We start from the raw sequence: 25059 nt of genomic DNA, 5'->3' as shown, positions 1-25059 counted from the left end.
CTCCCTCCTTGCGTGAGTTTTACACACTCAGCAAGGGATCCATTTTTTGCGGGCAAGCTCAACGTACCAAGAGCCACACCCGTATTCGCCATATCAGCCTTGGCAGCCGCATTGCTGATCGCCTTCCCGACAGCCCATGCCGACTCCGTATCAAGGAAAGTTGTAGCCAGCAACAGGGAGGATGTAAACCTTCGCCATGGCCGCTCCTATGAGTACCTGGAGGCCAAGCGCGGCGGTGAGATCAGTGGGCGAAAAAACAACGTGAAGGGCCAGGCCGGCGAATTGGTCAACGCCAACAGCGGGGGCGAAATCAAGCTGAAGGACGCCAACATCGAGGCCAGCCGCGCGTCCCGTTTGCACGACAAGGAACAGGGCCCGGCAGTCAGCGCAACGGGAAGCCATCAGCACGGCCATCGCGGCCACGATAGCGTGGTAAAGCTCGAAGACGGCAAGGTCACGACCCACAACAACAATTCCCCTGCTCTGCGGGCAAGCCAGCAAGGCGGGAAAATCTATGCCGATGGCACGGAACTGCGCACGCGCGGCACCGGCAGCGACGTGGTCCAGGCGCTCGATGGCGGACAGGTCTTTCTGCGCGGCACCGAGATCGCGAGCGAAGGCCGGGATTCCGATGGTGTGAAAGTCTACGGCCGCGGCGCTTCGGCCAGCGTCGACAGGTCGCGCATTTTGACACGCGGCCGGGATGCCGACGGGGTGAGCGTGAAGCATGGTGGCATTGCCGTCGTCAGCAAGTCCAGCATCCAGACCAGCGGACGTTCCGCAGATGGCATAAGCGTTTCCGGCGAACGCTCGCTGGTCGTTGGCGATTCCCTCAAGATTTCGACCAAAGGCGAAAACTCCCATGGTGTGGATGTGGAAGACGGCGGCACGCTGCTGCTGAGCCGCGGCGATGTCGAGTCGAAGGGCAAAGATGGAAGGGGCGTGGCCATCGATGATGGCGGCCGCGCGGTTATCGTAGGCAGCAAAGTATCCGCCAGCGGCGATCGCGGCATCGCGCTTCACGTCGACGACAAGGACAGCCAGGCGATCGTTATCGGCTCCCGGCTGCAAAGCAGTGGCCGGAGCGGCCAGGCCGTGCTGATCGAAGACGGCGCCGACGCGCTGATTGCAGGCTCGACGATTGTGGCCGATGGGCTTGGGGTTCAGGTCCAAGGCAAGGGCAGCCAATTGATCGGGCTGGATGTGGATATCGATGCCGAATCCGAAGCTCGCTATCGTCAAAGCCGGGAACCCGCGCTCGGCCTTCGCGTAGAAGACCAGGCAAAAGCGCTACTGGTGGGTGGAAGCATTCAGGCCAAGGGTGACCAGGCAACCGGCGTATCGGTCGGTGGCAGTGGTTCGTTGGTCTTTGCCGCAGGCACGGATATCCGCGCCACGGGAGACGATTCCACCGGCATGCGGGTAAGCCGCGATGCCCGCGCCATCCTGGTCGGCAGCGATATCCAGGGCGGGGGCAAAGGCCTCGACATCACCAAGGGCGGCCAGGCGGGAACGGTCGGCGGAACCGTCACGGCCACCGACGCGCGTGGCGTTGCATTGTCCGTAAGCGGTCGCGATAGCGTCGCCGCCACGATCGGCACGAATCTGACGGCCGATGGCCAGGACGGTGTCGCCGTCGAGGTGCGCGACGCTGGCCGGGCCTACCTGATCGACTCCAGCTTGAACGCACGGGCGGTAGGCCTGCGGGCCGAAGGCAAAGACGCCTCTGTCGTCAGCGTCGGCAGCAGCATCACCGCTGGCACTGAAATCGTACCCGTTGGCCGGGCTTATTCAGAGCCCGCTGTGGGCGTGGCGTCCGACACCGGCGCCACCGTCATCTTGATCGGCGGCGACGTGACGGCCCTGGGCGACAACAGCGTGGCAGCCCAGGCAACCAGCGGGGACATGCTGATCGCGGGGACGAAGATCGGCACTTCGGGAACGAACGCCACGGCCGTGCTGGCACAACAGCCGGAACAAGACGGCAAGCGCGGCAGGGACTGGCACGCCACATCGTCACGAATCGCCGTGATCGGCTCGACGGTTTCGACAACCGGCGCTGAAGCTGCTGCCGTGAAAGCCGACGGCAAACGCAGCGAGATCCTTGTGGCGAAGTCGGCGGTGAACACCGCTGGCCAGGGTAGCCATGGCGTCGTGGTTCAGGACGGCGGGAAAGTCGCCCTGGTTGACAGTACGGTACAAGTGTCGGGTGAACAGACCGCGGCGGCCCGGGTGCAGTCCGAGGTGTCCCGCTACCATCGCAGTGTCTCTGAACTTTATATCAACGGCACCACACTGGCAGCCACCGGCGAAAACTCGGCCGGCATCGAGTTGGATAACAGTGCCAATGTCTATCTTCAGGAAAGCACGGTAAGCGCCACAGGCGCAAGCCTGGTCTCCACGCTCAGCCAGCGAGGCCAGACTCAGAACATCACGGTCGGCAACGGCGCCAATCTCGTTGAGAACAACGGCACCTTGCTGCAGGTCAACCGTAGCGGCGACAGCGGCAGCAGCAAGGTCAATCTCGACCTGCAGGATGGCTCCGTCACGGCCGGAAACATTGTCGACGACCTGGCAGTCCCTCTTTCCGGCAACGGCGGCACCTACGTCAAGCTGGGTGCGCTGGCCACCTATGACGGCAAGATGATCGGCGTACGTGAAGTCACCACGGAAGGCGGAAACCAGAAGATCAACTTCGAGGGTGGCAGCACGATCGGCAATCTGTCCATCGACAACAAGGCCGTGACCAGCGGCGGCACCACCGCGCAGCGCATTCTTGCGGAAGGCGACGTCACCATCGACGATGCCACCTTGGGCGGCAACTGGAAAATCGATGGAAAACTGACCAGCAAGAATGGCGGGATCGTCAAGCCGGGCAATTCTGTCGGTACCGTCAGCACCGCGGGCATCGATTGGCAGGCAGGCACAGTCTACCAGGCCGAAATCAATGAAGCCGGCCAGTCCGACCTGGTCGAGGTCACCGGCCCTGACTCCGCCGACATTGCCAATAGCAGCCTAGTCGTCTCGGAAGAGAACGGCGCGGGCCGCTTCCGCCTGAACCAGGACTACACGGTCTTGACCGCGGCCGGCGGGGTGCAGGGCGAGTTTGTCAGCGCCGATTGGACGGGAACCGCGTATCCCCTGATCGCAATGGACACGCTCTACTCGGACAACGCCGTCGCCGTTCGCATGGGCGTCAACCGTCAAGCCTTGAGCACGATGGACTTCACCTCCAATCAGCGCGCCACCGGCTTTGGCGCGGCCTCGGTGGCGGGCGCAAACGCAACGGTTGATGAGGCCTTTTTCTCATCGGACCCCGCGCAGGCGTTCGACCAGCTCTCGGGTGAAGTGCATGCAACCGCCAGGTCTCTGGTGTTCGCGGACATGCTGTCCACCAACGCCGCGCTGCAGTCTCAGATGCGCGCCAACCTTGGCGCAACGTTGCTGCCCGGCCAACCGATGGCGGCAAGCGACGGCACGCCCGCGGGCGCCCAGCCCAAATCCGCCAGCTACCCTCTCTGGGTACGCTTCAACGCGGCAAGCATCAACAACGATGGCGACGGCAACACCGCATCGGCCCATTATTCGACGACCCGGCTCCTGGTGGGCGCGGACGCGGGTATCGGCGGCGGATGGCGCCTGGGCGCGGCCGGCGGTGCCAGCACCGGCGACTTCAACGTCAAAGACCGCAGTTCCGATGGAACCATCAACAACTATACCTTCGCCCTGTACGGCGGCAATAGCTGGATCCTCGGGCCGGGCAAGTTGAACCTGCTGTTGGGCGGCGGTTACACCCGCCACAATATCGACACCGACCGCAATGTTAGCCTCGGGGCGGGCCAAGAGTTGAGCGCCGATTATCACGGATCGACCTGGCAGCTCTTTGGCGACCTCGGTTATGCCATTCCCTGGGGCGAGACGCATCATGTCGAGCCCTACGTGAATGTCAGCTGGTTCAACCAGCGCATGAGCGGGTTCAGCGAATCAGGTGGCGATGCGGCACTCAGCTCGAGCGCCAGCACGGCCAAGTTGTCGAGCTACACCCTCGGCCTGCGCTCGGCACTGGTCTTCCCTGGCAAGACCAATGCGTTCACCGTACGCACCAACCTCGGTTGGCGCCATGCGGGCGGCGATCGTTCCCCCACCCGGTCGATGCAGTTCATCGAAGGGGCCGGCAGTGCATTCTCGATAGCCGGTGCGCCCATTGCCAAGAACAGCCTCCTGGTCGGCCTCAGCGGCGAAGTCAGCCTGGACAGCAACTTCGCCATGGGCCTCAGCTATGACGGCGAGTTCGGCTCGGGCAATGCCGACAATGCCGGATCGCTTTTCATGAAAGTGCGCTTCTAGGAAACCTGGCCTGCCATGTGCGCTGGGTGTTGGCGAATGCCATGCCCAGCGCCGCTCAAACCGTGCGTAACGATGCTCTCTCCTCGCTTCGCTCGCTCTTGCACTTCTGAACGACTCATGCCGTCGTGCGCCACGGGTTTGGCCGAATTCTTCGAAGGCCCGACGGCCCCCAAACGCTCGGCAATCCTGCGAATACTCAAACGGAAGCTCATGAAAGACAACCAGGACTCGACCCTCGCAATGGACGAAATGGTTCCCCTGCCAGAGGGGGCTCGTCCCCGGACGGAGGCCGAAAAGCTATTGCTCAGAATGCGCATATCCCAGAAGTGTCGCTACAACGCGTCGGTGCGATTGCGCCGCTCTTATCGCTTCCGGCTGTTCACGTCCATGATGTTCGCCGTAGGGCTCATGATCATCCCCCTACTGCAGAACTCCCCTATACAACTGGGTTTCAGCGCCTCGGTCATGGCCATGGCGCAGGTCCTGCTTGCTGTGGGAATTCTCGTATTCACGGTCATTGCGGGCAAGGCCGGATTTGAGATACGGGCCGATCGTCTCAACCAGGAGGGAGATGCGCTGAAGGAGATCAGCCGCCGCCTGACCCGGTACCTTGCGGCAAACGCAAGCATCCGCCTCGAAGACTATCACCACGAATACGCCTCGCTGACGTCGGGCAAGGAATCCCACTCGCGTTCCGACTACCTGCTGGCGCGCGTCGAAATGAACGAGGATTTTCCCATGTGGCCGGGCAAGCGCGTGCTGCTTCGCGCCTTGCTGTTGGTATCCACTCTGTCGAACTACATCATCCCTCTGGTTCTGATACTGATGGAAGTAGCATTCATTTCTGACATGCTCACCCTCACGACATTCTATCCAGGTGTTCTGCATCTATCCGTGGCCGCGCCCTGAGCAGGTGCAGCCGATGATAGGCTTCATGCGCAGCTACTTCTCCACGGACCTGGCGATCGACCTCGGCACCGCCAACACGCTGATCTACGTCCGGGGCAAGGGCATCGTGCTCGACGAGCCATCGGTGGTCGCCATCCGCCACGAAGGCGGTCCCAACGGCAAGAAAATCATCCAGGCCGTTGGCCACGAGGCCAAGCAGATGCTGGGCCGGGTGCCCGGCAACATCGAGGCCATCCGGCCCATGAAAGACGGCGTCATTGCCGACTTCACGGTTACCGAGCAGATGCTCAAGCAGTTCATCCGCATGGTCCATCCGCGCAACATGCTGGCGCCCAGTCCGCGCATCATCGTGTGCGTACCCTGCGGCTCCACCCAGGTCGAGCGCCGGGCCATCCGCGAGTCTGCGCTGGGCGCGGGCGCCTCGCATGTGTACCTGATCGAAGAACCCATGGCGGCGGCCATCGGCGCAGGGCTGGCCGTGTCCGACGCCAGCGGCTCGATGGTGGTCGACATCGGCGGCGGCACGACCGAAGTGGCCGTGATCTCGCTGGGCGGCATGGTGTACAAGGGCTCGGTAAGGGTCGGCGGCGACAAGTTCGACGAGGCCATCGTCAACTATATCCGCCGGAATTACGGCATGCTCATCGGCGAGCCCACCGCCGAACTCATCAAGAAAGAAATCGGCTCGGCGTTCCCGGGGTCCGAAGTGCGCGAGATCGAAGTCAAGGGGCGCAACCTGGCCGAAGGCGTGCCGCGCAGCTTCACGGTGTCGTCCAACGAAATCCTGGAATCGCTCACCGATCCGCTCAACCAGATCGTGTCGGCCGTCAAGATCGCGCTGGAACAGACGCCCCCCGAACTGGGCGCCGACATCACCGACAAGGGCATCGCCCTGACCGGCGGCGGCGCGCTGTTGCGCGACCTGGACCGCCTGCTCCAGGAAGAAACCGGCCTGCCGGTGGTGGTGGCCGAAGAATCCCTGACCTGCGTGGTCAGGGGTTGTGGACAAGCCCTGGACCAGCTCGAGCGGCTTGGCGAAATTTTTCTCAGAGATTGAAGGCCACTTTCAGACTGGCCCATGTTCGTTTTTCAATGCCGGAGGACACTTGCTATGAAAAGGAATGTACGCAACAACAGAATGCAGCACACGGTCTTGGCGCTGGCCTTGCTCGCGGCATTCGGCCACGCGTCGGACACGATGGCGATCAACCTGACGGTCGAGACGCCCTACGACCTGGGTGACTCGAATATGTCCAACAGCACGATCACGGTCAACAACGGCGGCATACTCACCGGTGATGGCGCCAGCGTCAGCGGCAGCGCCTACGACCTCATCCTGGTCAACACCGGCGGACAGCTTGCCCTGGACAATGTCGAGCTGAGCAACGATCTGGACAGCCCCAGTGGCAGCAACGGCCGCACCATCACGGCCAGCGGAAATGGCGCGACGGCGACATTGAACAATGCCACCATCTCGATCAGCGCGCATTCGACCAATCCCGGAGCCGATTATGCCCATGCGTTCACAGCGGGCGCCGGCGCAACGGGTGGCGGCAACGTCACGCTCAATGGCGGAACCGTCACCGCGTCCGGCAGCAAACGGACCGTCGGGATCCAGGCAAACGATGGAGGCTCGATCAATGCGACGGATGTCGAAATCGTCACCAACAACCATTTTGGGCATGGCGTTGTTGCGTATCGCACACCTGCAGCTGAAGAACTGGCTACCGAGATCGATCTTGACGATGTTTCGATAACGACGCATGGCGAAAACTATTCCGTGGGCATCCAGTCCGCCAACAAGGGCGCCCACGTAACCGCCCGCAATAGCCAGATCGTCACCGACGGCGTCGGAAGCTTCGGCCTGGAATCCTTCAATGGCGCCGCCATTGACTATACGGGCGGTTCTATCACCACCAGCGGGGCGGGCGCCGCCGCGGTCCGCGTCTATGGCGGGGAACTCGGCGCGGGAACGATACACGTTGACGGCACGCAGATCCTGACAACCGGAGACAGTGCCGCCGGCGTCGTCGCGGCCGACATGGTAGAACGAACCAGCGGTACGGCTGAAATCGACAATGCCTCCATCGAGACCCGGGGCGCGGCATCCTCCGGCCTGGAGTCGTCGTACGGAAGCACGCTGAACAGCACGGGCTCGTCTGTGCAGACGTCCGGCGAAGGGTCGCATGGCGCTTATGCCCATGACGGCGGAACCATCGTGCTGAACGGGGATTCCCTGTCGGCTGGCGGCAACCATGCCTACGGGATGTATGCCAAAGACCCTGGCTCGGCCATCGACGCGACAAACGTCACCGTGAACACCGAAGGGCTGTACGGTTTCGGGGCGCGAGCCGAAAACGGCGGCGCCATTACCTTGAAGGGCGGCTCGATCTCGACCGACAACGCAACAGGGCAAGGCACCCAGGATGGAGACGGCTCGCGCGCCTATGCCTTGTCCGCGGATGGCGCAAACTCGAGCATTTCCGCCCAGGACGGCGTGGTCATCAGCACAAAGGGGCAGCGGGCGTATGGCGCCTATGCCACGAATGGCGGCCATATCGAACTCGGCGGCGGTTCCGTCACCACCCAGGGATTCATGGCCTATGGCCTGTATGCCAGCGGAAACGGCTCGACGGTCGATGCCAACGGCGTCGACATCACCACTTCCGGCGGGGTGGGCGATGGCGTGTGGGCCTACCAGGGCGGCACCGTCAATCTCAATGGCGGCAGCGTCACTGTCAATGGCGAGCCCAATGCGAACAGCCCGCACGAAACGGCAAACGGCCTGGTCGCCGTGGGCGGCACCGGCTCTGCCGCGGCCGGGACCATCAATGCCTCGGACCTCAGTATCGTGACGCGCGGCGCGAACAGCGCCGGCGCCAAGGCCGGCGCCACCGTGGACACGGACAATACCTATGGCGTGATCAACCTGGAGCGCTCGACCATCACTGTCCAGGGCCAGGCGGCGGTGGCGGCCGAAATCAACTATGGCAGCACCCTGACCGCAACCGACTCGACCCTGGTCTCCGAGCAAGGCGATGGCATCGTCTTGAATGACAATGCCAGCGTGAGCCTGGCTTCGACACGGGTCGAGGCTGCCGGCGCATCTCTGGTATCCAATCTGAACGCTGCAGGCCAGACCCAGAACATTACCGTGGGCAGCGGTTCGAACCTGACCCAGAACAATGGCACCCTGCTGCAAGTCAACCGCGGCCAGGAAGGGATGGACGGCATCGTCAACCTGACGCTCGCGGCGGGTTCGAGTTCAAGCGGCGACGTTGTCGACCTCGACGGACTGGATCAAGATTCCGGGTTGCGCGACGGCGGAGGCAAGACCAACTTCACGGTTGCCCAGGGCGCAAGCTGGATCGGCATTGTCCGGGGAATCAATGACCTTGCGGCGGAAGACGGCGGCGAAATCATCAATGTGGGAGGCGAGCCCATTGCGGGCAATGTCACGGGCGGCCAGGATTCCACCATCGTCTTCCAGAATGGCGCGGACATCGGCGGTGGTTTCTCGGTTGAGAGCGGCAGCCAGGCAAGCTTCAACGGCAATGCTTCCATCGAGGGCAACGTCGAGGCCACCGGCTCGACCGTGACCTTCTCCGGACCGGCAACCATCGGAGAAAACGCCAGCTTTGCCTCGTCGTCAGTGGCCTTTGGCGGGCCCACTCAGATCAATAAAGACTTGGCCGGAGGCTCGGGGTCGGCCCTTGCATTCAGCGACGCCGCGACCATCAGTGGCAACCTCAGCGGCAACAATGCAAGCTTTGCGTTCAGCCAGCGAGACGATGTGGCCTCCCGGATCAGCGGCAACGTCGGGCTGGACAACAATGCCACCCTGAAAGGCGGCAGCCTGGCGGCGCCGATCCTGATCGAAGGCAATGTGGACGTCACCGGCGGCGCAACGCTTGGCGGCAACCTCACCGTCAACGGCTCGCTGAATGCTTCGGGCGGCACGATCAGCCCTGGAAACTCAGTAGGAACGCAGACCTACGCCTCGATCTCGAACTTCGGAAGCGCCTATGTGGCCGAGATCAACGCGGCAGGCAACTCGGATCTGGTGATTGCGCAAACGGGCGACGTCGACCTCGCGGGCACGACGCTGGCGGTCAGGCAGGAAAACGGTAACGGCGGATACCTGGTCAATCATGACTACACCATCGTCCAGACGATCGATGGCGAGGTCATCGGGCAATTTGCCGATGCGGGGCTGGACGACAGTTTCGCCAACACGCTGGTCAGCCTGGACCCGGTCAAGTACGCCGCCAAAGATGTCAAAGTCAGCCTGTCGGTCGACCAGGCCAAGGTCGCAGGCAAGCGGGAAAACCTGAGCTCCAACCAGAACCATACGCTGGACGGCGTGATTTCCGTTGCGGGGCGTAATTCGGCGGCGGATGCGGCGCTGACTTCCACCGATAGCCAAGCTGCCCTGAACCAGTTGTCCGGCGAAATCCACGCAAGCACGCAGTCGGCTTTGCTGTATTCAGGCAACTTGGTGCGCCAGACACTGTCCGACAGGCTGCTGGCCAATCTCGGGGCCGGCTCCGCCCAGGGCACTTACCCCTTGTGGGCGCAAGTCACGGGCGGCGAGTTCTCGCTGGACTCAGATGGCAATGCCGCCAAGGCCAGGACCACCTCGGGCGGCCTGTTCCTGGGCGGAGACGCCGAAGTGGGCAAAGGATGGCGTATCGGAGCCGCCCTGGGCTACACCGACAGCAGCACCAAGGTCAAAGACCGCGCCTCTTCCAAGGCGGATGTCGATAGCTACACGGCCGCGCTGTACGGTGGCAAGAGCTGGGCCCGGTCCAATGGAAAAGTGGAATTCCTGGCTGGAGCGGCATACACCCACCACAGTATCGACACGCGCCGCAATGTGAATCTCGGTGGCAACCAGACGTTGAAGGCGGATTATGACGCCCAAAGTTTCCAGGCGTTCACCGAACTCGGATATGCCTTTTCGGTGGGACCGGACTCGCAGATCGGGCCTTATCTGGGGGTTGCCTGGCTGAATCAGCACACCGACGGTTTCAGCGAATCCGGCGGCGACGCCGCATTGCGAGGCGACAGCCGCACTGATACGACGGTCACGACCACGCTCGGGGTGCGCGGCAAGACTTCCTTCGAGCTGGCTGGCACGCAAGCCTATTTGAATGGGGGGCTGGGTTGGCGCCACGCCAATGGCGATGTCGACACTCGGCGCACTGTCGCCTTCATCACGGGCGCGGGCAGCTCGTTCAGTGTGGCGGGAGCGCCGATTGCAAAGGATGCCGCCGCGGTGAATCTGGGGCTGGGGGTGGCGCTTGGCAAGCGCGCCACCATGGGCGTCAGCTACAACGGCCAGTTCGGCGATGGCCAGACGGACAATAACGGTTCGCTTTATCTCAACATAGGTTTCTAAGCAAACCCCACGTACAAGTGGATTCTCATTCCGTCATGAGAAATGTCCTCAGGCCTAGCGCCTGAGGACGCGTGCATCCATTACATGCCATGGCGAAGGCGGTTGAGCGGACCGATGGTCCCGAGATTCGCCAGAAACTGGGCGCTATTTAGGACACTGCAAGAAAAGCGGAGCACATTACAGCAGGTCCTTTAGTCACGGCATGGGCCGCAACGAATTGCCAAGAAGGAAGCTAGTGGCCATATCCAATATTGAAGAATTAAGGGGCACATACCCGGTGGCGGCCTCTAAGCAAATCATAAGTCTGGGTCTGAATCACCGCAGGACTTACGGGATGGAGCAGTGCAGAGTTGTACAGAGAACTTTGCGCATTCCCACCCGCGTAGCACTCCTCGGCGCCGCCAACAGTATCCATACCGTACGCTGGGCCAATGGCCTGGCCGAGCGTGGTATCGAAGTCCATGTCCTGACGCTGCACGCCCCCGGGCGCGAGCTGTCGCCGCAGGTGCACCTGCACAGGCTGCGCTGCCGTGCTCCGCTGGGCTACGCGTTGGCGGCCAAGCGCGTGCGCCGCTTGCTGGCCGAGATCCAGCCCGAGCTGCTCAATGCCCACTACGCCAGCGGGTATGGGCTGCTCGCTCGCTTGGCCAAGTTCCAGCCTTTGCTGCTTTCGGCATGGGGCACGGATATCTATAAATTCCCTCATAAAAGCGCGCTGCATCGCCGACTGTTGACTGACAATTTGCGCTTTGCCACCTTGGTGGCGTCTACCAGCCGTGCCATGGCCAGACGGATCGCGGCGATCGAACCTTTGCCGGTGACAATCACGCCGTTTGGCATCGATCACACGCAATTCTGTCCGCGACACCGTGATGACGGACAAGCCCATGATGACGGACAAGCGATTGTGGTCGGCACCATCAAAGGCCTGGAACCTCAATACGGCATTGATACGCTGCTACGCGCGTTTCAGATCGTAGTATCGCAACTAGACCGCTCGCACCCCGAGATTGCCCGCCGCCTGGAGCTGCGCATCTACGGCAAGGGCAGCCAGAAGAAAAAACTGAAGAAACTGGCCTGTGACCTGCAGCTTGACGAACGCGTGGTATTCGCAGGCTTCATTCCGCATGCCAAGGTGCCCGAAGCGCTGGCCAACCTGGATATCTATGTGGCGCTGAGTCGCCAGGACAGCTTCGGCGTGGCCATCCTGGAGGCCTCGTCCTGTGGCGTGCCGGTGGTGGTGTCCGATGCCGACGGCCCGGCCGAAGTGGTGGCCGACAATGAATCCGGGTTCATCGTGCCCGTGGATGACCCGGGTTTTGCCGCCGCGCGCATCGTCGACCTGGTACTCAACCCTGAGTTGCGCGCGCAGATGAGCGCGCGCGGCCGCGAGCATGTGCTGCAGCACTACACCTGGGACCACAGCCTCGACATCATGCTGGAGGCTTATAGAAAAACGCTATGCTTGGCGCATTCCGGCACGCGTTCCCACTCGCCATGACCTTGCTGATGCTGCTGGTGGTCGCCAGCTTTTCCGCCATACACCTGCTCGAGTTCCTGAGCTACTACGCGCGGGTGGCCGGCAGCCTGGCCGGCAAGGCGGTGACGGGCTATGCCATCCAGAACGCCACCACCACCGTCACGCGCTTCTTCTACCTGGCGCTGATGCCCATGCTGGGCTTCCTGATCGACCGCAGCCTGCCCCGGCAGCACTACTTGTACATGGGACTGGGCGCGCTGTTCGGCGCCACCGCCCTGTCGCTGCTGGCGTACAGCCTGCGCCGGCGCTGGATCGTACTGCTGGCCAACTTCATCACCCGTAACGAAGGCCGCCCGCGCCTGACGCTGGCCGACCTGCGCGGTGAACTCGATCGCGGGCAGCATCACGCCCCCGCCAGCATCATGCCCCTGGCCGCGGCCGTGTTCTTTTGCTACGCCTTGGGCGTGCTGTTGTCGTATTACTTCGCGCTGGTGTTCCACGACTATCGCAGCACGATCTCGCAGCTTTCGGGCATCATCAATGGCGCCGCCACGGTGCTGCTGACTTTCATCCTGGAACCGCGCATCGCGCGCATTGTCGACAGCCACGCCCCCGGCCGCGTGTACGCCGCCGTGCAGCGCATGCTGCTGGGCCGGCTACTGGCCGTCGGCATCGCCGCGCCCGCGACCTTCTATGTCATCTGCTCCGCTTTCTTCTGATTTTCAGTCCAGCGCGCTGGCGCCGCGGCTACTGACCGCAGCGTGCATGCTGATGCTGCTGGGGTCGTCGCTCTACCTGCCGCCGCCCCTGCGGCCGTTCCATTGGGGGCTGGCCCTGATCGCACTGGCCTTCTGCCTGGATGCGCCAACGCGGCGCAGCTTCCTGCACAGCCGCGCCCTGCCGGCCGCCGTGGCGGTCATGCTGCTGGTCTGCGTCCAGGCGGCATGGGCCGACAACCAGCCCCGCTATGCGCAGTACGCGGTCATCCTGGCGATCAGCCTGTCTTACGCCCTGCTGGGCGAACACCTGGCCCGCCAGGGCAACGCCTACCTGCGCTGGCTGCCCTGGCTGGTAGCCTTGTGGCTGCTGATGGCGCTGGTGCCGTGGTTCGACCTGCTGACGCACTCCGAGCGCTTTCGCGCGCGCTACCCCCTGACCGGCGGCCCTTGGGACAACATCAACAATATGGCCACCGCGCTGGTGGTGGCCAATCTGCTGTGGCTGCTGGCCCGGCGGCGTCTGTCCAGCGCCCTGTTCGCCATTGCCTGGCTGTACTGCCTGGTCTTGAACCGGCGCGCCGACCTGCTGGGCATGGGGGTGTTGGGCGCGGCTTACCTGCTGTGCCTGATGCAGGGTTCGTGGCGGCGCAAGGCGGCCATGGCGCTGGCCTGGGCGGCCCTCAGCGGCGCCGGCCTGCTATGGCAGCAGTCCGTCGGCCCCATCACCCGCGATTTGCCGCGTATCACTCTCAATGATGGTGAATGGGAGTTGGTCGCGGCCGAGGGTGATCAATCTACAAATTCACGGAAAGCCTTGCTCATGGACATGATCAACCAGGCCCGGTACATGCCTTGGTGGCAATGGCTCGCCGGCATGGGTGCAGGCCAGTTAAATGTAATGTCGCTTACCCGTGGAGAGCTGAAGCCTTGGGGATCGCCGCATTTCTTCTGGTTCGAGATGCTGTTCTACTTGGGCGTCGCCTGGCCGCTGTTCATGCTTTGGCTGCTGTGGCGGTTGGACTGGCTGGGACGGACCTGCCTGCTGGTGGTCGGAATTGCCGGAATAGCGCCCAGTTCCATGGTGTATTTTCAGCCTTTCTGGTTTCTACTGGGCGTCATGTTAGCGCAACCATCTCGACGCTCCATGCGCACTATGGCGTTGCCTCTATGCTTAGCAACTTTAGATGGTAGCACCGTCCTTGGGAGGAGAAGCGGACTCCAAGCATCAAGACGGTGTTGAAATCATGTTTACTTCGAATCGGAGGGACTGCTGATGTCGCAATTTCTATCGCCAAGTATTTTTTCCGGTGCACCTCGTCGACCACTTCCCATGCTTGGAGGCTCCGATTGCAACTGTATGGACCACGTCCACCATAAACGTCCCATGCGCGAGGGAACTTCTCCATTCGTCTCTGGAATCTGTGGGATTTTAACGTGCTAACCCTTCGTGCCGGTTGGGATCGGACGGGCAGAGCCGCTGGCGATTTTGATTGGCGGTGTGAGCAAACTGGGCTGCATGGGCCGGCAAGCGTCTGCTAATTGCTTAGCGGCATTCTTGACGGCGCCAAGGTGGCGTAGCATTCTTGGATCATCGGTCTGTTCCGCGGCACGGGCCACGGAGTAATTGAAGTTTTCGAGGAGATAGTCCAAGTTGGAGTTCGGCATGTTGATTTGTCTAGATTTAGAAAATGGTTTGCGAGTCCGCAAAATACAATAGAAGGAAAACCGGCCCGCAGATTTGGTGGTCCGGAGGCCGAGCGCCCGGCTGAATTGATGGGCTGGTACTGCTGGAGCTTGGAAGCCGAGGTTTAAGTACAGCGAGCCATTGTTGCCGGTCTGTCCGTCGCGTAAAAACGGGGCGGTTGCTTTAAAGTGCCTTATACACACTTGTTGTTGAATTTTCGCACATAAACACACTTGTGTTTATGTGCGCGATTTTGCTGTCGCTAGATTTTTTAGGCGGTGCTGTGGGACGTAGAGGTGCACTGGTTGAGAAGTGCCCTTAGCGATTTCGTATTACCTGAAAGACTGCAGGCACAGGTGAAGACAGTGTCGCGCATCCAGTAAATAATGGTAGGGTCAACGTCCTTCACTTGCTTTGGTTTTGAGCCGCTTCTTCAGATCGTCCTTGGCCTGTGCCTGCGTCGGAGCTGCTTGCGGCGTTCAGAATGCTCCTCAGCAAAGAATGGCCTGTTGAAGCATGCCCCTTACCGACTCGCGACCCATTGAACCGGCAGCGCAAAAGCGACACCGCGGACCGCTAGGCGTCAATGCTCGGCGACACCAGATGCATCGACAGCGGCGCGAACTCTCATCCTCCACATCGAGTTCGCTGAGAATCGGACTACCAGCGAACAGTCGTAGGCGACGAGCGGCGGTTTTGGAACGTGGCCACTAATAGTGGAACTGGCAGGCGTTGATCTGCAGCAGCCGCTGGCTTAAGGGGCTGACGGAGCTACGCCCGCAGCTTTGGGTCGAAAGCCGCCGTAGTCGAATGCCAAGTCCGGACACACGCGAAGATCCGTCGCCTAAGCTTAAGGTGCTATCGCGACGACTTGCATGTCCAACCCACGCAGTTGCTGCATTCGCCGCGTATGGCCACAGCTGCGGCGGCGCATTGCACCCCCTGTCTTCTAGAGCAGCGGCAACGGCTACTTTCGCACGATCCGAAGCGAATTCGGCGACCTCTCCAGGCCGTGCCAGTGCTCGCCGCAACCGAATTGAACGTTACGTCCGTCTGATACGAAAGAGAGCTCGGGCCCAAAGTTCGATTTCTGAATTCGACCCGAGAGACTTTCTGAAGCGTCAGGACATGACGTGATGAGACCGGAATGCGATCTCCTATTTCCACTGGTCGCTGCGGGACTGAGCCAAAACCTATAGAACGCGACACGCGAGTGAGAATGCCAACCCGTAACTAGTGACCGAAGACTGCGCAAAACCGACATTTCCGTAATTTTGCAGAAAATAGGAGAAGTTAGCCGCAATTAGCGACGACTGACTTTATTATTCTCCGACAGACTTTATTCTCTCTCTTCAAAGGTGAAGCACGCCTGCGCCCCCTACTCCACCGTCACGCTCTTGGCCAGGTTGCGCGGCTTGTCCACGTCGGTGCCCCGCGCGCATGCCGTGTGGTACGACAACAGTTGCAACGGAATCGTGTGCAGGATGGGCGACAGCATGCCGTAGTGCTCGGGCATGCGGATGACGTGCATGCCGTCGCCGCTGGCGATGCGGCTGTCGGCATCGGCGAACACATACAGCTCGCCGCCGCGCGCGCGCACTTCTTGCATGTTGGACTTGAGTTTTTCCAGCAGCGAATCTTTCGGAGCGATGGTCACCACGGGCATGTGCTCGGTGACCAGGGCCAGCGGGCCGTGCTTGAGTTCGCCGGCCGGATACGCCTCGGCGTGGATGTAGCTGATTTCCTTCAGCTTCAGCGCGCCTTCGAGCGCAATGGGGTAATGCATGCCACGGCCCAGGAACAGCGCATTCTCCTTGCTGGCGAAGCGGTCGGCCCAGGCCATGATCTGCGGCTCCAACGCCAGCACCGCGCCGATGGCGACCGGCAGGTGGCGCAACGCTTTCAGGTGTTCGACCTCTTGCTCGTCGGTCAGGTGGCCGCGCGTCTGCGCCAGGGCCAGCGTCAGCAGGAACAGCGCCGTCAGTTGGGTGGTGAAGGCCTTGGTGGACGCCACGCCAATTTCGACGCCGGCGCGCGTAATGTACGCCAGCTTGCATTCGCGCACCATGGCGCTGGTGGCCACGTTGCAGATGGTCAGCGTCTGCTCCATGCCGAGCGAGCGGGCGTGCTTCAGCGCGGCCAAAGTATCGGCCGTTTCGCCGGACTGCGAAATGGTGACCACCAGCGTGCGCGGGTTGGGCACGCTGTCGCGGTAGCGGTATTCACTGGCGATTTCGACCGCCACGGGAATCTTGGCGATGGATTCGATCCAGTACTTGGCGGTGAGGCCGGCGTAGTAGCTGGTGCCGCAGGCCAGGATGAGCAGCGAATCGATGTCTTTGAAGATCTTGTGGGCGCCGTCGCCGAACAGCTCGGCCGTGATGGTTTCGATATCTTGCAACGTATCGCCCACGGCGCGCGGCTGCTCGAAGATTTCTTTCTGCATGTAGTGGCGGTACGGGCCCAGCTCGGCCGCGCCGGTGTGCACCTGCACGGAGTGCACCTTGCGCTCGACCGGTTTGCCCTCGGTGTCGGTAATCCACACCCGCGACAGCTGCAGGTCGACGACGTCACCGTCTTCCAGGTAGATGATCTGGTCGGTGGTGCCGGCCAGCGCCAGGGCGTCGGACGCCAGGAAGTTCTCGTTCTGGCCCACGCCCACAACCAGCGGCGAGCCCTGGCGGGCGCCCACCACGCGATGCGGCTCGTCGCGGCAGAATACGGCGATGGCGTAAGCGCCATGCAGGCGGCGCACCGCCTGCTGCACAGCATCGAGCAAGTCGCCGTTGTACAGGTGGTTGACCAGATGGGCGATGACTTCGGTGTCGGTCTGGCTTTCAAAGACATAGCCGGCGGCTTCCAACTCAGCGCGCAGATCGTCGTGGTTTTCGATGATGCCGTTGTGCACCAGCGCGATGCGCGGCTCGTCTTTGCCCAGGCGCGAGAAATGCGGGTGGGCATTGTGGGTGGCGGGCACGCCATGGGTGGCCCAGCGAGTGTGGGCGATGCCGGTGAAGCCGGCCAGCTTGTCTTGCGCGATCTGCTCGCCCAATTCGGCCACGCGCTGCGTACTGCGGGTGCGGCGCAGGTGCCCGTCCACATACAGCGCCACGCCGCACGAGTCGTAGCCGCGGTATTCCAGCCGCTTCAGGCCTTCGACCAGGACGGGGGTGATGTCGCGCTGAGCGACGGCGCCAACAATGCCGCACATAGAGAACTCTCCGATGATTTTACGTATCGGCGCATTGTGCGCTTGCTGGCTTGAAATTTGATTTCTTTATTTAGCCACTTATGAAAGCTGATTTTCTTACATAAACGTGATTAAATATAATTTCAATATAATCAGGTTGATGAAATAAAAATGCAAGAACAGGCGCCCCCTCCTGTCGAACTGGACGAACTCGACCGCCGCATCCTGGACCAGCTTCAACACGACTGCGCACTCACCAACCAGGAGCTCGCCACACGGGTGCATGCTTCGCCGCCAACCTGCCTGCGGCGGGTGCGGCGGCTGGTGGATACGGGCGTCATTGCACGGCAAGTCGCGATCGTGGCGCCTGAAAAACTGGGCAGCACGCTGACGGCCATCGTGGAAATCACGCTGGATGTGCAGGCGGCGGAAAGCCTGGATGCATTCGAGCGCACGTTGATGGACGAGCCAGCCGTGCTGCAGTGCTACCGCGTGTCGCCGGGGCCCGATTTCCTGGTGGTGGCGCAGGTGCGCGACATGCCGGCCTACCATGCGCTGGCGCACCGGGCGTTCACCGCGCAGGCCAATGTGCGCAACGTGCGCACATTCTTTTCGGTGCACCGGGCAAAGTTCGAAACGCGGATCGATGTGTCGGCCAGCTAGGCCCGCCGCGCTGCCAACAGGCGGTCGAACAGGGCCAGGTAGCGGCGGCCCATTTCAGTGACGTCGTGCTCGGTGCGCACGTAATCGTAGGCGCGCTGGGTGCAGTCGGCGCGAAATGCGGCGTCGTCCAGGCAGCGGGCCATGCCTTTCGCCATGGCGTGCGCGTCGCCCACGGGACACAAGACGCCGCGGCCATCGGCCAGGCTTTCTTTCAGGCCCCCGGCATCGGTGGATACGACCGGAACATGCTGCAGGAAGGCATCCAGCACACTGCTGCCCAGCGCTTCTTCTTGCGAGCTCATGACGAACACGTCGAAGATGCTGTAGAAGTCTTCGATGCCCTTGCGAAAACCGGCGAACAGGTACACCTGTTGCAGCCCCAGGGCCTGCACTTCGGCGCGCGCCTCGGCTTCGCGGTCGCCGCCGGCGCCAAAGTGCACAAAGACGAAATCGTTGCGCGTGCGCGCCAGCTCGCCCACAGCGCGAACCAGGGTCAGGGGATCTTTGTCGCGAATCAGGGCGGCGGACGTGGCCAGCACCTTTTTGCCGCGCAATCCCAGTTCGTCGGCCAGGCGTTCGACGTTGGCGCGGTCGATGTCATGCGGCTCGACGGCGCTGCGGATAATGATGGGGTCGATGCCCAGCCGGCGCGGCTCGGCGGCCGCCATCTCGCTGATGGCCACGAAGCCGTCCACGCGGCGCCACTTGGCGCCGGTTTTCCATTCTTCGTTGGGCTCGACTACGAACGAGGTGCGGCGCGAGAACACCACGGGCCGGCGATGCAGGCCTTTGGTGAGCACCGCCCAGGTAACGGTGTTGGCGGTTTGGGCGTGGATGATGTCGTAGTTGCGTCCGGCGCGGGCCAGAAAGCCCAGTTGGCCCGGCACGTTGCGCACGCCGTGAGCCGTGAAGCCCTCTTCGCCGGCGCGGGCTTCCAGGGGGCCACCGGCCCGGCACAGCAGCTCGACCTGATGCCCCGCCGCGCGGAACGCGCGCATGCAGTACAGCGTCTGGCGCTCGCCGCCGCGCCAGCCTTTCTCAAAGTTGAGCTGCAGAATATTCATGCACGTCCGATACCTAGGTATTCGAAACCCTGCGCGCGTATTTCGGCGGGCACATACAGGTTGCGGCCGTCGATGACCAGCGGTGTTTTCAGCAGCGCGCGCATGCGGTCCAGGTCGGGCGCGCGGAACACTTTCCACTCAGTGGCGATCAGCAAGGCATCGGCGCCGTCCAGCGCCTGGTACATGTCGTCGGCGAACGCCACCGCCGGATTGTGCGCCAGGATCTGGCGGGAATGCGGCATGGCGATAGGGTCGTAAGCGCGCACGAGGGCGCCGCGGCGCGTGAGTTCGGCAATGGCTGTGAGGCTGGGCGCCTCGCGCATGTCGTCCGTGTTGGGCTTGAAGGCCAGGCCCCACAAGGCAAAGGTGCGGCCGGACAGGTCTTCGCCGAAACGCGCCACGATTTTCTGCGACAGCCGCAGCTTTTGCGCGTCGTTGGCGGCTTCGGCGGCGGCCACTACGCGCATGGGCAGGCCGTGTTCGGCGGCAGTTTGCACCAGCGCCTGCACATCTTTTGGAAAGCACGAGCCGCCGTAGCCCACGCCGGGATACAGGAAATGGTAGCCGATGCGCGGGTCGGCGCCGATGCCGCGCCGCACTTGCTCGACGTCGGCGCCCAGGGCCTCGGCCAGGTTGGCCATCTCGTTCATGAACGAGATGCGGGTAGCCAGCATGGCGTTGGCGGCATACTTGGTGAGTTCTGCCGAGCGCACATCCATGACCATCAGGCGTTCGTGGGTGCGCTGGAACGGCGCATACAGCCGCCGCATCACGTCAACGGTGTAGTCGTCGTCGGCCCCGACGATGATGCGATCGGGGCTCATGAAGTCTTTGATTGCGGCGCCTTCTTTCAGGAACTCGGGATTCGAGGCTACGCTGAAGGGCACGTCGACGCCACGCTCGGCCAGCACGCCGGCCATGGCCTGGCGCACTTTGTCGGCCGTGCCTACGGGCACGGTGGATTTGTCGACCACCACCTTGCGGGTGGTCATGTGCCGCGCGATGTTGCGGGCCGCGGCCAGCACATGCTGCAGGTCGGCCGAGCCGTCTTCGCCGGGCGGCGTGCCCACGGCAATGAACTGCACATCGCCGAAAGCCACGCTGGCGGCGACGTCGTCGGTGAACTTCAGGCGGCCGGCCTGGGCATTGCGTTTGACCAGGTCGTCCAGGCCCGGCTCGTAGATGGGAATGCCCCCCTGTTGCAGGGTCTGGATCTTGGCCGCATCGACATCCAGGCACAAGACTTCGTTGCCCATGTCGGCCAGGCAGGCGCCCGAGACAAGTCCGACGTAGCCCGTGCCGATAACCGTGATTTTCATGCGCAATGCCTATAGGAATCCATACGGCCGCATTATAGAGTGACGCGGCGCCGGGACCCGCCTGAAGCCGTGTCAGCTGGGCCGCAGCTTGTTCACCCGCACCACGTTCACCGCTACGGCCACGGCCGCGCAGAGCATGGCCAGGATCAACGCCGAAGCGGGGCCCGCGGCCCCACTGATGCCAAAGGCAATGGCCACCAGCGCGGTGCCGAAGCTTTGGCCGAACACGCGCGTGGTGGCCTGCAGCCCGCCGGCCGCGCCGCTGCGCTGGCGCGGCGATGACGACAGCATGGCGCGGTTGTTGGGGGTCTGGAAGAATCCGAAGCCCGTGCCCGTGATGAACATGGCCACCATGATCCAGGTGTTGGTGGCATCCAGCGGCAGAAACGCCAGCGTGGCCAGTCCGATCACCATGGCGCCCGCGCCCGCGCCGCTGAGCGTGGCGGCCGAGTAGCGGTCCGACATGCGACCCGCCAGTGGCGCGACGATGGCCGTGCCCACCGGCCACGCGCCCATCAGCATGCCTACTTCCAGGTACGAGCGGCCCAGCACCTGCTGGAAGTAGAACGGCAGCGATACGTACGATGCCATCTGTGCCGCGAAGGTACAGGCCGAAGCCGCTACCGCGAAACCGACCGAGCGGATCCGCAGCAAGTCCACGGGCACCAGCGGCGCTGGCTGGTTATTGGCGCGGCGCACCAGCACCCACCCCACCAGGATAGCCGCCACGATCATGACAGCGCCCCGAACCAGGTTCTGGCCCAGCGTATCGACGCCGGATATGAATACCGCCAGCGTCGCCATGCACAGCAGCGCGCTCAGCCAGTCGAGCCGGACGTTGGTGCGCGGCACCACGGGCAGGTGGCGCAGGCCCAGCATCACCGCCGCGCACACGGGCAGGTTGATGGCGAAAATCCAGCGCCAGTGGGCAATTTCAAGAATGACCGAGCCAAGCGTCGGGCCCACCACCGACATTACCGCCACGGTGGTGGCGTTAAGACTGATGCCGCGCCCCAGCAGGCGCAGCGGGTAGATGTTGCGCACCAGCCCGCCGAACATGCACATCAGCGTAGCGGCTCCTATGCCCTGCACCACGCGGGCCAGCGTCAATTGCCAAAGGGTCTGCGACACGGCGCCGAACAGCGAGGCCAGCGCGAACAGCGCCAGGCCGAACGAGAACATGCGCTTGAAGCCAATGCGCTCGGCCAGAGCCGACAAGGGCAGCAGCAGCGCGACCACGGCCAGGTTGTAGGCATTGACGATCCACACGGCCTGCGACGGCAAGGCGTGCAGGTCGGTGGCGATGGTGGGCAACGCCACGTTGGCGATGGTGGTGTCCAGCACCGACAGGCTGATGCCGGTAAGTACGGTGGCCGCCGCCCAGTACCGGCGCGGCGTGGGCAGGCCATCGGGCAGCGACGGGCGGGCGCAAGCCGCTGACGAGGCCTTTGGGTCGGCGCTCACGATTTCTTCTGGGGACGCTGCCAGCCCTCGATCGTGGTCTGCCGCGCGCGCGAGACGGTCAGCTGGCCAGCCGGCGCATCGCGAGTGAGCGTGGTGCCCGCGCCCAGGGTGGCGCCGCGGCCGACCCGCACCGGCGCGACCAGTTGCGTGTCCGAGCCGATGAAGGCGTCGTCTTCGATAATGGTGCGGTGCTTGTTGGCGCCATCGTAGTTGCAGGTAATGGTGCCCGCGCCCACATTGACGCGTGCGCCAATGTCGGCATCGCCTATGTAGGCCAGGTGGTTGGCCTTGCTGTCCGCATCCAGCACGCTGTTCTTGATTTCGACGAAGTTGCCGACGTGGGTGCGGTCGCCCAGGCTGGCGCCTGGCCGCAGGCGGGCATACGGGCCGATGCGCGCGTCGCGGCCCACCGTTGCCTGCTGTACATGGCTGTAGGCGTCGATGTGGGTGCCGGCGCCAACCGATACATCGCGCAGCACGCAATGCGGGCCCACGCGCACGCCATCCGCGAGCTCGACCTTGCCTTCGAAAACGCAACCCACGTCGATGAACACATCGCGCCCGCAGGTCAGCGTGCCTCGCACGTCGAAGCGCGCGGGGTCGGCCAGCGTGACGCCGGCCTCGAGCTGGCGGCGCGCCTGTTCCTGCTGCCAGCGGCGCTCGAGCTCGGCCTGTTGCACGCGGCTGTTCACGCCCAGGGTTTCCCAGCCGGCCGAGGGCTGCGCCGCGCCAACGGGCACGCCATCGGCAACGGCCAGGCCCACCACGTCGGTCAGGTAGTACTCGCCCTGGGCATTGTTGTTGTCGATACGGCTCAGCCAGTCTTTAAGCCGCCCGGTGGGCGCGGCCAGGATGCCGGTATTGACTTCGCGGATGGCGCGCTCGGCCTCGCTGGCGTCTTTGTGTTCGACAATGCGCTGCACCTGGCCCTGCTCGTTGCGCACGATGCGGCCATAGCCGGTGGCGTCGTCGAGCAGTTCGGTGAGCACGGCGGCGCCCTGGCCGCGCGCCTGCAGCAACCGGCGCAGCGTATCGGGCTGCACCAGCGGCACGTCGCCGTACAGCACCAGGGTGACGTCGTCCTTGCCGTCTTCTTGCAGCAGGGGCACGGCCTGCTGCACGGCATGGCCGGTGCCCTGCTGCGGCTGCTGCAGCGCGAAACTGAGGCCGGCGCGGCCCTCGTAGGCGCCGCGCACGCGGTCGGCGCCGTGGCCCACCACGACCACGATACGGCCGGGCTCGAGCTGGCTGGCGCTGTCAAGCACATGCTCGAGCATGGGCTTGCCAGCCAGGGAGTGCAGCACTTTGGGAAGATCGGACTGCATGCGTTTGCCTAGTCCGGCGGCGAGAATTACGACATTGAGCATAGAGTTGAAAGCGGCGTAAGACGACGGGCAAATGCCCGCCGCACGATTGAAGCGGAAGTTTATGACTTGCGTGATGCCGGCGCGCGCTTGGCGGCCGTTTTGCGGGGTGCGCGCTTGCGCGGGGCGGCGTTGGCAGGCGCGGCCGAGCTTGCCGCCGAGGACGCCGTGGCGCCTGGCGCCGCGGCGTCGGGCATGCTGGCCGCAGTAGCCGTGGCCAGCTGGTTGAATTGCTGCTGCAGCAGGTTCCACCATGCCTGCGAGGCCGATTGCGCGGCCTGGTTGATCTGGTCGGCGGCGCTGGCGTCGGGGCTGCCCGGCTCGCGGGCGGGTTCGTTGGCAGGTTCGCTGACGGGTGGCACGGAGGGCGACGCGGCCGCGGCGGCCGGCTTCAGGCCCAGGACCTCCTCCAGGGGTGAGGCTTCGCCGCCCGCGGCGGCGCCGCCCACGAAGGAACGCAGGGTGGCAATGGTGGCGCGCTGTACTTCCAGCCCCTGGATGGTGCTGGTCAGCATTGACAGGTTCATGCGCAGCCAGTTCTCGACCGTGCGCAGGTCGGCGATGCGGCGCTCGAGGTCTTCGAGGTTCATGGGCGCGGCCATGGGCAATGTCTGCGCCAGGCCGCCCGGACCCGCCAGGCCCGCCCAGGCCTTGCGCATCATTTCCATGCTGGCCAGCAACGGATTGCCAGCAAGGTCGCCGCCCTGCCCCAGGCCGGGCAGCACGAACGGGTTGGTGTTGGGATCGGACATTCAGTCTCCAAGAACGCGCGGCGTATGCCTAGCGCGGCAGCACTTGGCCGTTTTCGACCCGCACGTGATCGCCCGACGCATAGGCAAACGGTTGCGAGCTCTTGAAGCTGCGGGTGGTGCCGTTGTCCATGCGCACGATCATCTCGTAGTGCGTCACAGTCTGTTGCTGCCTGATATTACGCTCGATTTCATGGCCTGCCAAAGCGCCGCCCACGGCGCCCAGCACGGTCAGCGCGTCTTTGCCGTGGCCGCCGCCGAACTGGTGGCCGACCACGCCACCCACCACGCCACCGGCTACCGTGCCCACGACGTTATAGCCATTGTTCTGCGCCGGCACCTGGACCTGGCGGACGGTCTCGACCACGCCGCAATCGGCGCAGGCGGCCGGCTTGGGAGCGGGTTTGGCAGCGGGCCGGGCAGCGGCTTGAGGCCCGGCGGCGACCTTGGCCGGCGCTTCGGGTGCCGGGGGCTGGGCCTGCCCAGCCTGCTGTTCGGCCTGGGCCTGGGCTTCGTGCACGGGCGTCTCGCCGGAGGATTCGGCCCACGGGGTGGGCAGCCACCCCACCAGGGCCGCCACCGCCACCGCGCACAGCAGGATGACTGACACCGCGGCGGTCGCCACCAGGGGGTGCAGGCCACGGCGCGCATTCTGGCCGGGTACGGGAGTATTCATGATGGTTCTCCATCGACAGTACGGCCCGTT

15 protein-coding genes are annotated in these 25059 nt (G+C 63.5%); 8 read left to right on the top strand and 7 right to left on the bottom strand.

Annotation, left to right across the window (positions count from 1 at the left end; translation table 11 throughout):
• The first annotated feature begins 111 nt into the window (after positions 1-111).
• The 7 genes from BPET_RS00970 to BPET_RS00940 all read left to right on the top strand — a co-directional run bounded on the left by BPET_RS00970 (position 112) and on the right by BPET_RS00940 (position 14096).
• Entirely contained in the window at positions 112-4347 is a 4236-nt protein-coding gene (locus tag BPET_RS00970; RefSeq protein WP_151208925.1) for an autotransporter outer membrane beta-barrel domain-containing protein, read from the top strand.
• A 210-nt stretch (positions 4348-4557) separates the two neighbouring features.
• A complete protein-coding gene (locus BPET_RS00965) occupies positions 4558-5256 on the top strand; it encodes an SLATT domain-containing protein (protein ID WP_158310062.1) in 699 nt (232 codons plus the stop codon).
• Positions 5257-5269: 13 nt separating this feature from the next.
• Positions 5270-6313: a rod shape-determining protein gene (locus BPET_RS00960; RefSeq protein WP_012247219.1), complete on the top strand. Its 1044-nt coding sequence runs from the start codon at positions 5270-5272 to the stop codon at positions 6311-6313.
• Positions 6314-6367: 54 nt separating this feature from the next.
• Positions 6368-10657, top strand: coding sequence for an autotransporter domain-containing protein (locus tag BPET_RS00955; protein WP_012247218.1), 4290 nt, complete (start codon positions 6368-6370; stop codon positions 10655-10657).
• Between the two features lie 202 nt (positions 10658-10859).
• The gene (locus BPET_RS00950; RefSeq protein ID WP_012247217.1) at positions 10860-12158 is read left to right on the top strand and encodes a glycosyltransferase; all 1299 of its coding nucleotides are present in this window, start codon (positions 10860-10862) and stop codon (positions 12156-12158) included.
• A complete protein-coding gene (locus tag BPET_RS00945; protein WP_012247216.1) occupies positions 12119-12856 on the top strand; it encodes a lipid II flippase family protein in 738 nt (245 codons plus the stop codon). Before BPET_RS00950 ends, BPET_RS00945 begins: the two co-directional genes overlap by 40 nt.
• Positions 12857-12902: 46 nt before the next feature.
• Entirely contained in the window at positions 12903-14096 is a 1194-nt protein-coding gene (locus BPET_RS00940; RefSeq protein ID WP_197535835.1) for a hypothetical protein, read from the top strand.
• 1822 nt (positions 14097-15918) lie between these two features.
• On the opposite strand, the gene glmS is transcribed toward BPET_RS00940, so the two are convergent.
• Complete coding sequence (gene glmS, locus BPET_RS00935) at positions 15919-17751, bottom strand: glutamine--fructose-6-phosphate transaminase (isomerizing) (protein WP_012247214.1); 1833 nt, start codon at positions 17749-17751, stop codon at positions 15919-15921.
• A gap of 150 nt (positions 17752-17901) precedes the next feature.
• On the opposite strand from glmS, the gene BPET_RS00930 reads away from it, so the two are divergent.
• The gene (locus tag BPET_RS00930) at positions 17902-18393 is read left to right on the top strand and encodes an Lrp/AsnC family transcriptional regulator (RefSeq protein ID WP_012247213.1); all 492 of its coding nucleotides are present in this window, start codon (positions 17902-17904) and stop codon (positions 18391-18393) included.
• Here the strand turns inward: BPET_RS00930 and BPET_RS00925 are convergent.
• The 6 genes from BPET_RS00925 to BPET_RS00900 all read right to left on the bottom strand — a co-directional run bounded on the left by BPET_RS00925 (position 18390) and on the right by BPET_RS00900 (position 25029).
• Complete coding sequence (locus BPET_RS00925) at positions 18390-19457, bottom strand: glycosyltransferase family 4 protein (protein WP_012247212.1); 1068 nt, start codon at positions 19455-19457, stop codon at positions 18390-18392. The genes BPET_RS00930 and BPET_RS00925 overlap by 4 nt on opposite strands.
• On the bottom strand, positions 19454-20776 hold the full coding sequence (locus tag BPET_RS00920) for a UDP-glucose dehydrogenase family protein (protein WP_012247211.1): 1323 nt from the start codon (positions 20774-20776) through the stop codon (positions 19454-19456). The genes BPET_RS00925 and BPET_RS00920 overlap by 4 nt, the downstream gene beginning before the upstream one ends.
• Positions 20777-20848: 72 nt before the next feature.
• Complete coding sequence (locus tag BPET_RS00915; protein ID WP_012247210.1) at positions 20849-22240, bottom strand: MFS transporter; 1392 nt, start codon at positions 22238-22240, stop codon at positions 20849-20851.
• Positions 22237-23607 carry a bifunctional UDP-N-acetylglucosamine diphosphorylase/glucosamine-1-phosphate N-acetyltransferase GlmU gene (gene glmU, locus BPET_RS00910; RefSeq protein ID WP_012247209.1) on the bottom strand — a complete coding sequence of 457 codons (1371 nt, stop codon included), beginning with the start codon at positions 23605-23607 and terminating at the stop codon, positions 22237-22239. Before glmU ends, BPET_RS00915 begins: the two co-directional genes overlap by 4 nt.
• A gap of 59 nt (positions 23608-23666) precedes the next feature.
• Positions 23667-24356 carry a PhaM family polyhydroxyalkanoate granule multifunctional regulatory protein gene (locus tag BPET_RS00905; protein WP_012247208.1) on the bottom strand — a complete coding sequence of 230 codons (690 nt, stop codon included), beginning with the start codon at positions 24354-24356 and terminating at the stop codon, positions 23667-23669.
• Between the two features lie 28 nt (positions 24357-24384).
• Positions 24385-25029 (bottom strand): glycine zipper 2TM domain-containing protein, encoded by a 645-nt coding sequence (locus BPET_RS00900; RefSeq protein ID WP_041862593.1) that lies wholly within the window; start codon positions 25027-25029, stop codon positions 24385-24387.
• Positions 25030-25059 lie beyond the last annotated feature (30 nt).

Origin of the sequence: Bordetella petrii, from assembly GCF_000067205.1 — a bacterium.
Classification (GTDB): Bacteria; Pseudomonadota; Gammaproteobacteria; order Burkholderiales; family Burkholderiaceae_B; genus Bordetella_A; species Bordetella_A petrii.
This window is presented reverse-complemented; position numbering and strand designations above follow the sequence as displayed.

What these genes read in the sequence shown, in the direction of transcription:
- BPET_RS00940 (WP_197535835.1), top strand. Translation starts at nt 12,903, where the DNA reads ATGCTGATGCTGCTGGGGTCGTCGCTCTACCTGCCGCCGCCCCTGCGG.
- BPET_RS00945 (WP_012247216.1), top strand. Translation starts at nt 12,119, where the DNA reads ATGCTTGGCGCATTCCGGCACGCGTTCCCACTCGCCATGACCTTGCTG.
- BPET_RS00960 (WP_012247219.1), top strand. Translation starts at nt 5,270, where the DNA reads ATGATAGGCTTCATGCGCAGCTACTTCTCCACGGACCTGGCGATCGAC.
- BPET_RS00965 (WP_158310062.1), top strand. Translation starts at nt 4,558, where the DNA reads ATGAAAGACAACCAGGACTCGACCCTCGCAATGGACGAAATGGTTCCC.
- BPET_RS00900 (WP_041862593.1), bottom strand. Translation starts at nt 25,029, where the DNA reads ATGAATACTCCCGTACCCGGCCAGAATGCGCGCCGTGGCCTGCACCCC.
- glmU (WP_012247209.1), bottom strand. Translation starts at nt 23,607, where the DNA reads ATGCTCAATGTCGTAATTCTCGCCGCCGGACTAGGCAAACGCATGCAG.
- BPET_RS00905 (WP_012247208.1), bottom strand. Translation starts at nt 24,356, where the DNA reads ATGTCCGATCCCAACACCAACCCGTTCGTGCTGCCCGGCCTGGGGCAG.
- glmS (WP_012247214.1), bottom strand. Translation starts at nt 17,751, where the DNA reads ATGTGCGGCATTGTTGGCGCCGTCGCTCAGCGCGACATCACCCCCGTC.
- BPET_RS00920 (WP_012247211.1), bottom strand. Translation starts at nt 20,776, where the DNA reads ATGAAAATCACGGTTATCGGCACGGGCTACGTCGGACTTGTCTCGGGC.
- BPET_RS00925 (WP_012247212.1), bottom strand. Translation starts at nt 19,457, where the DNA reads ATGAATATTCTGCAGCTCAACTTTGAGAAAGGCTGGCGCGGCGGCGAG.
- BPET_RS00930 (WP_012247213.1), top strand. Translation starts at nt 17,902, where the DNA reads ATGCAAGAACAGGCGCCCCCTCCTGTCGAACTGGACGAACTCGACCGC.
- BPET_RS00950 (WP_012247217.1), top strand. Translation starts at nt 10,860, where the DNA reads ATGGGCCGCAACGAATTGCCAAGAAGGAAGCTAGTGGCCATATCCAAT.
- BPET_RS00955 (WP_012247218.1), top strand. Translation starts at nt 6,368, where the DNA reads ATGAAAAGGAATGTACGCAACAACAGAATGCAGCACACGGTCTTGGCG.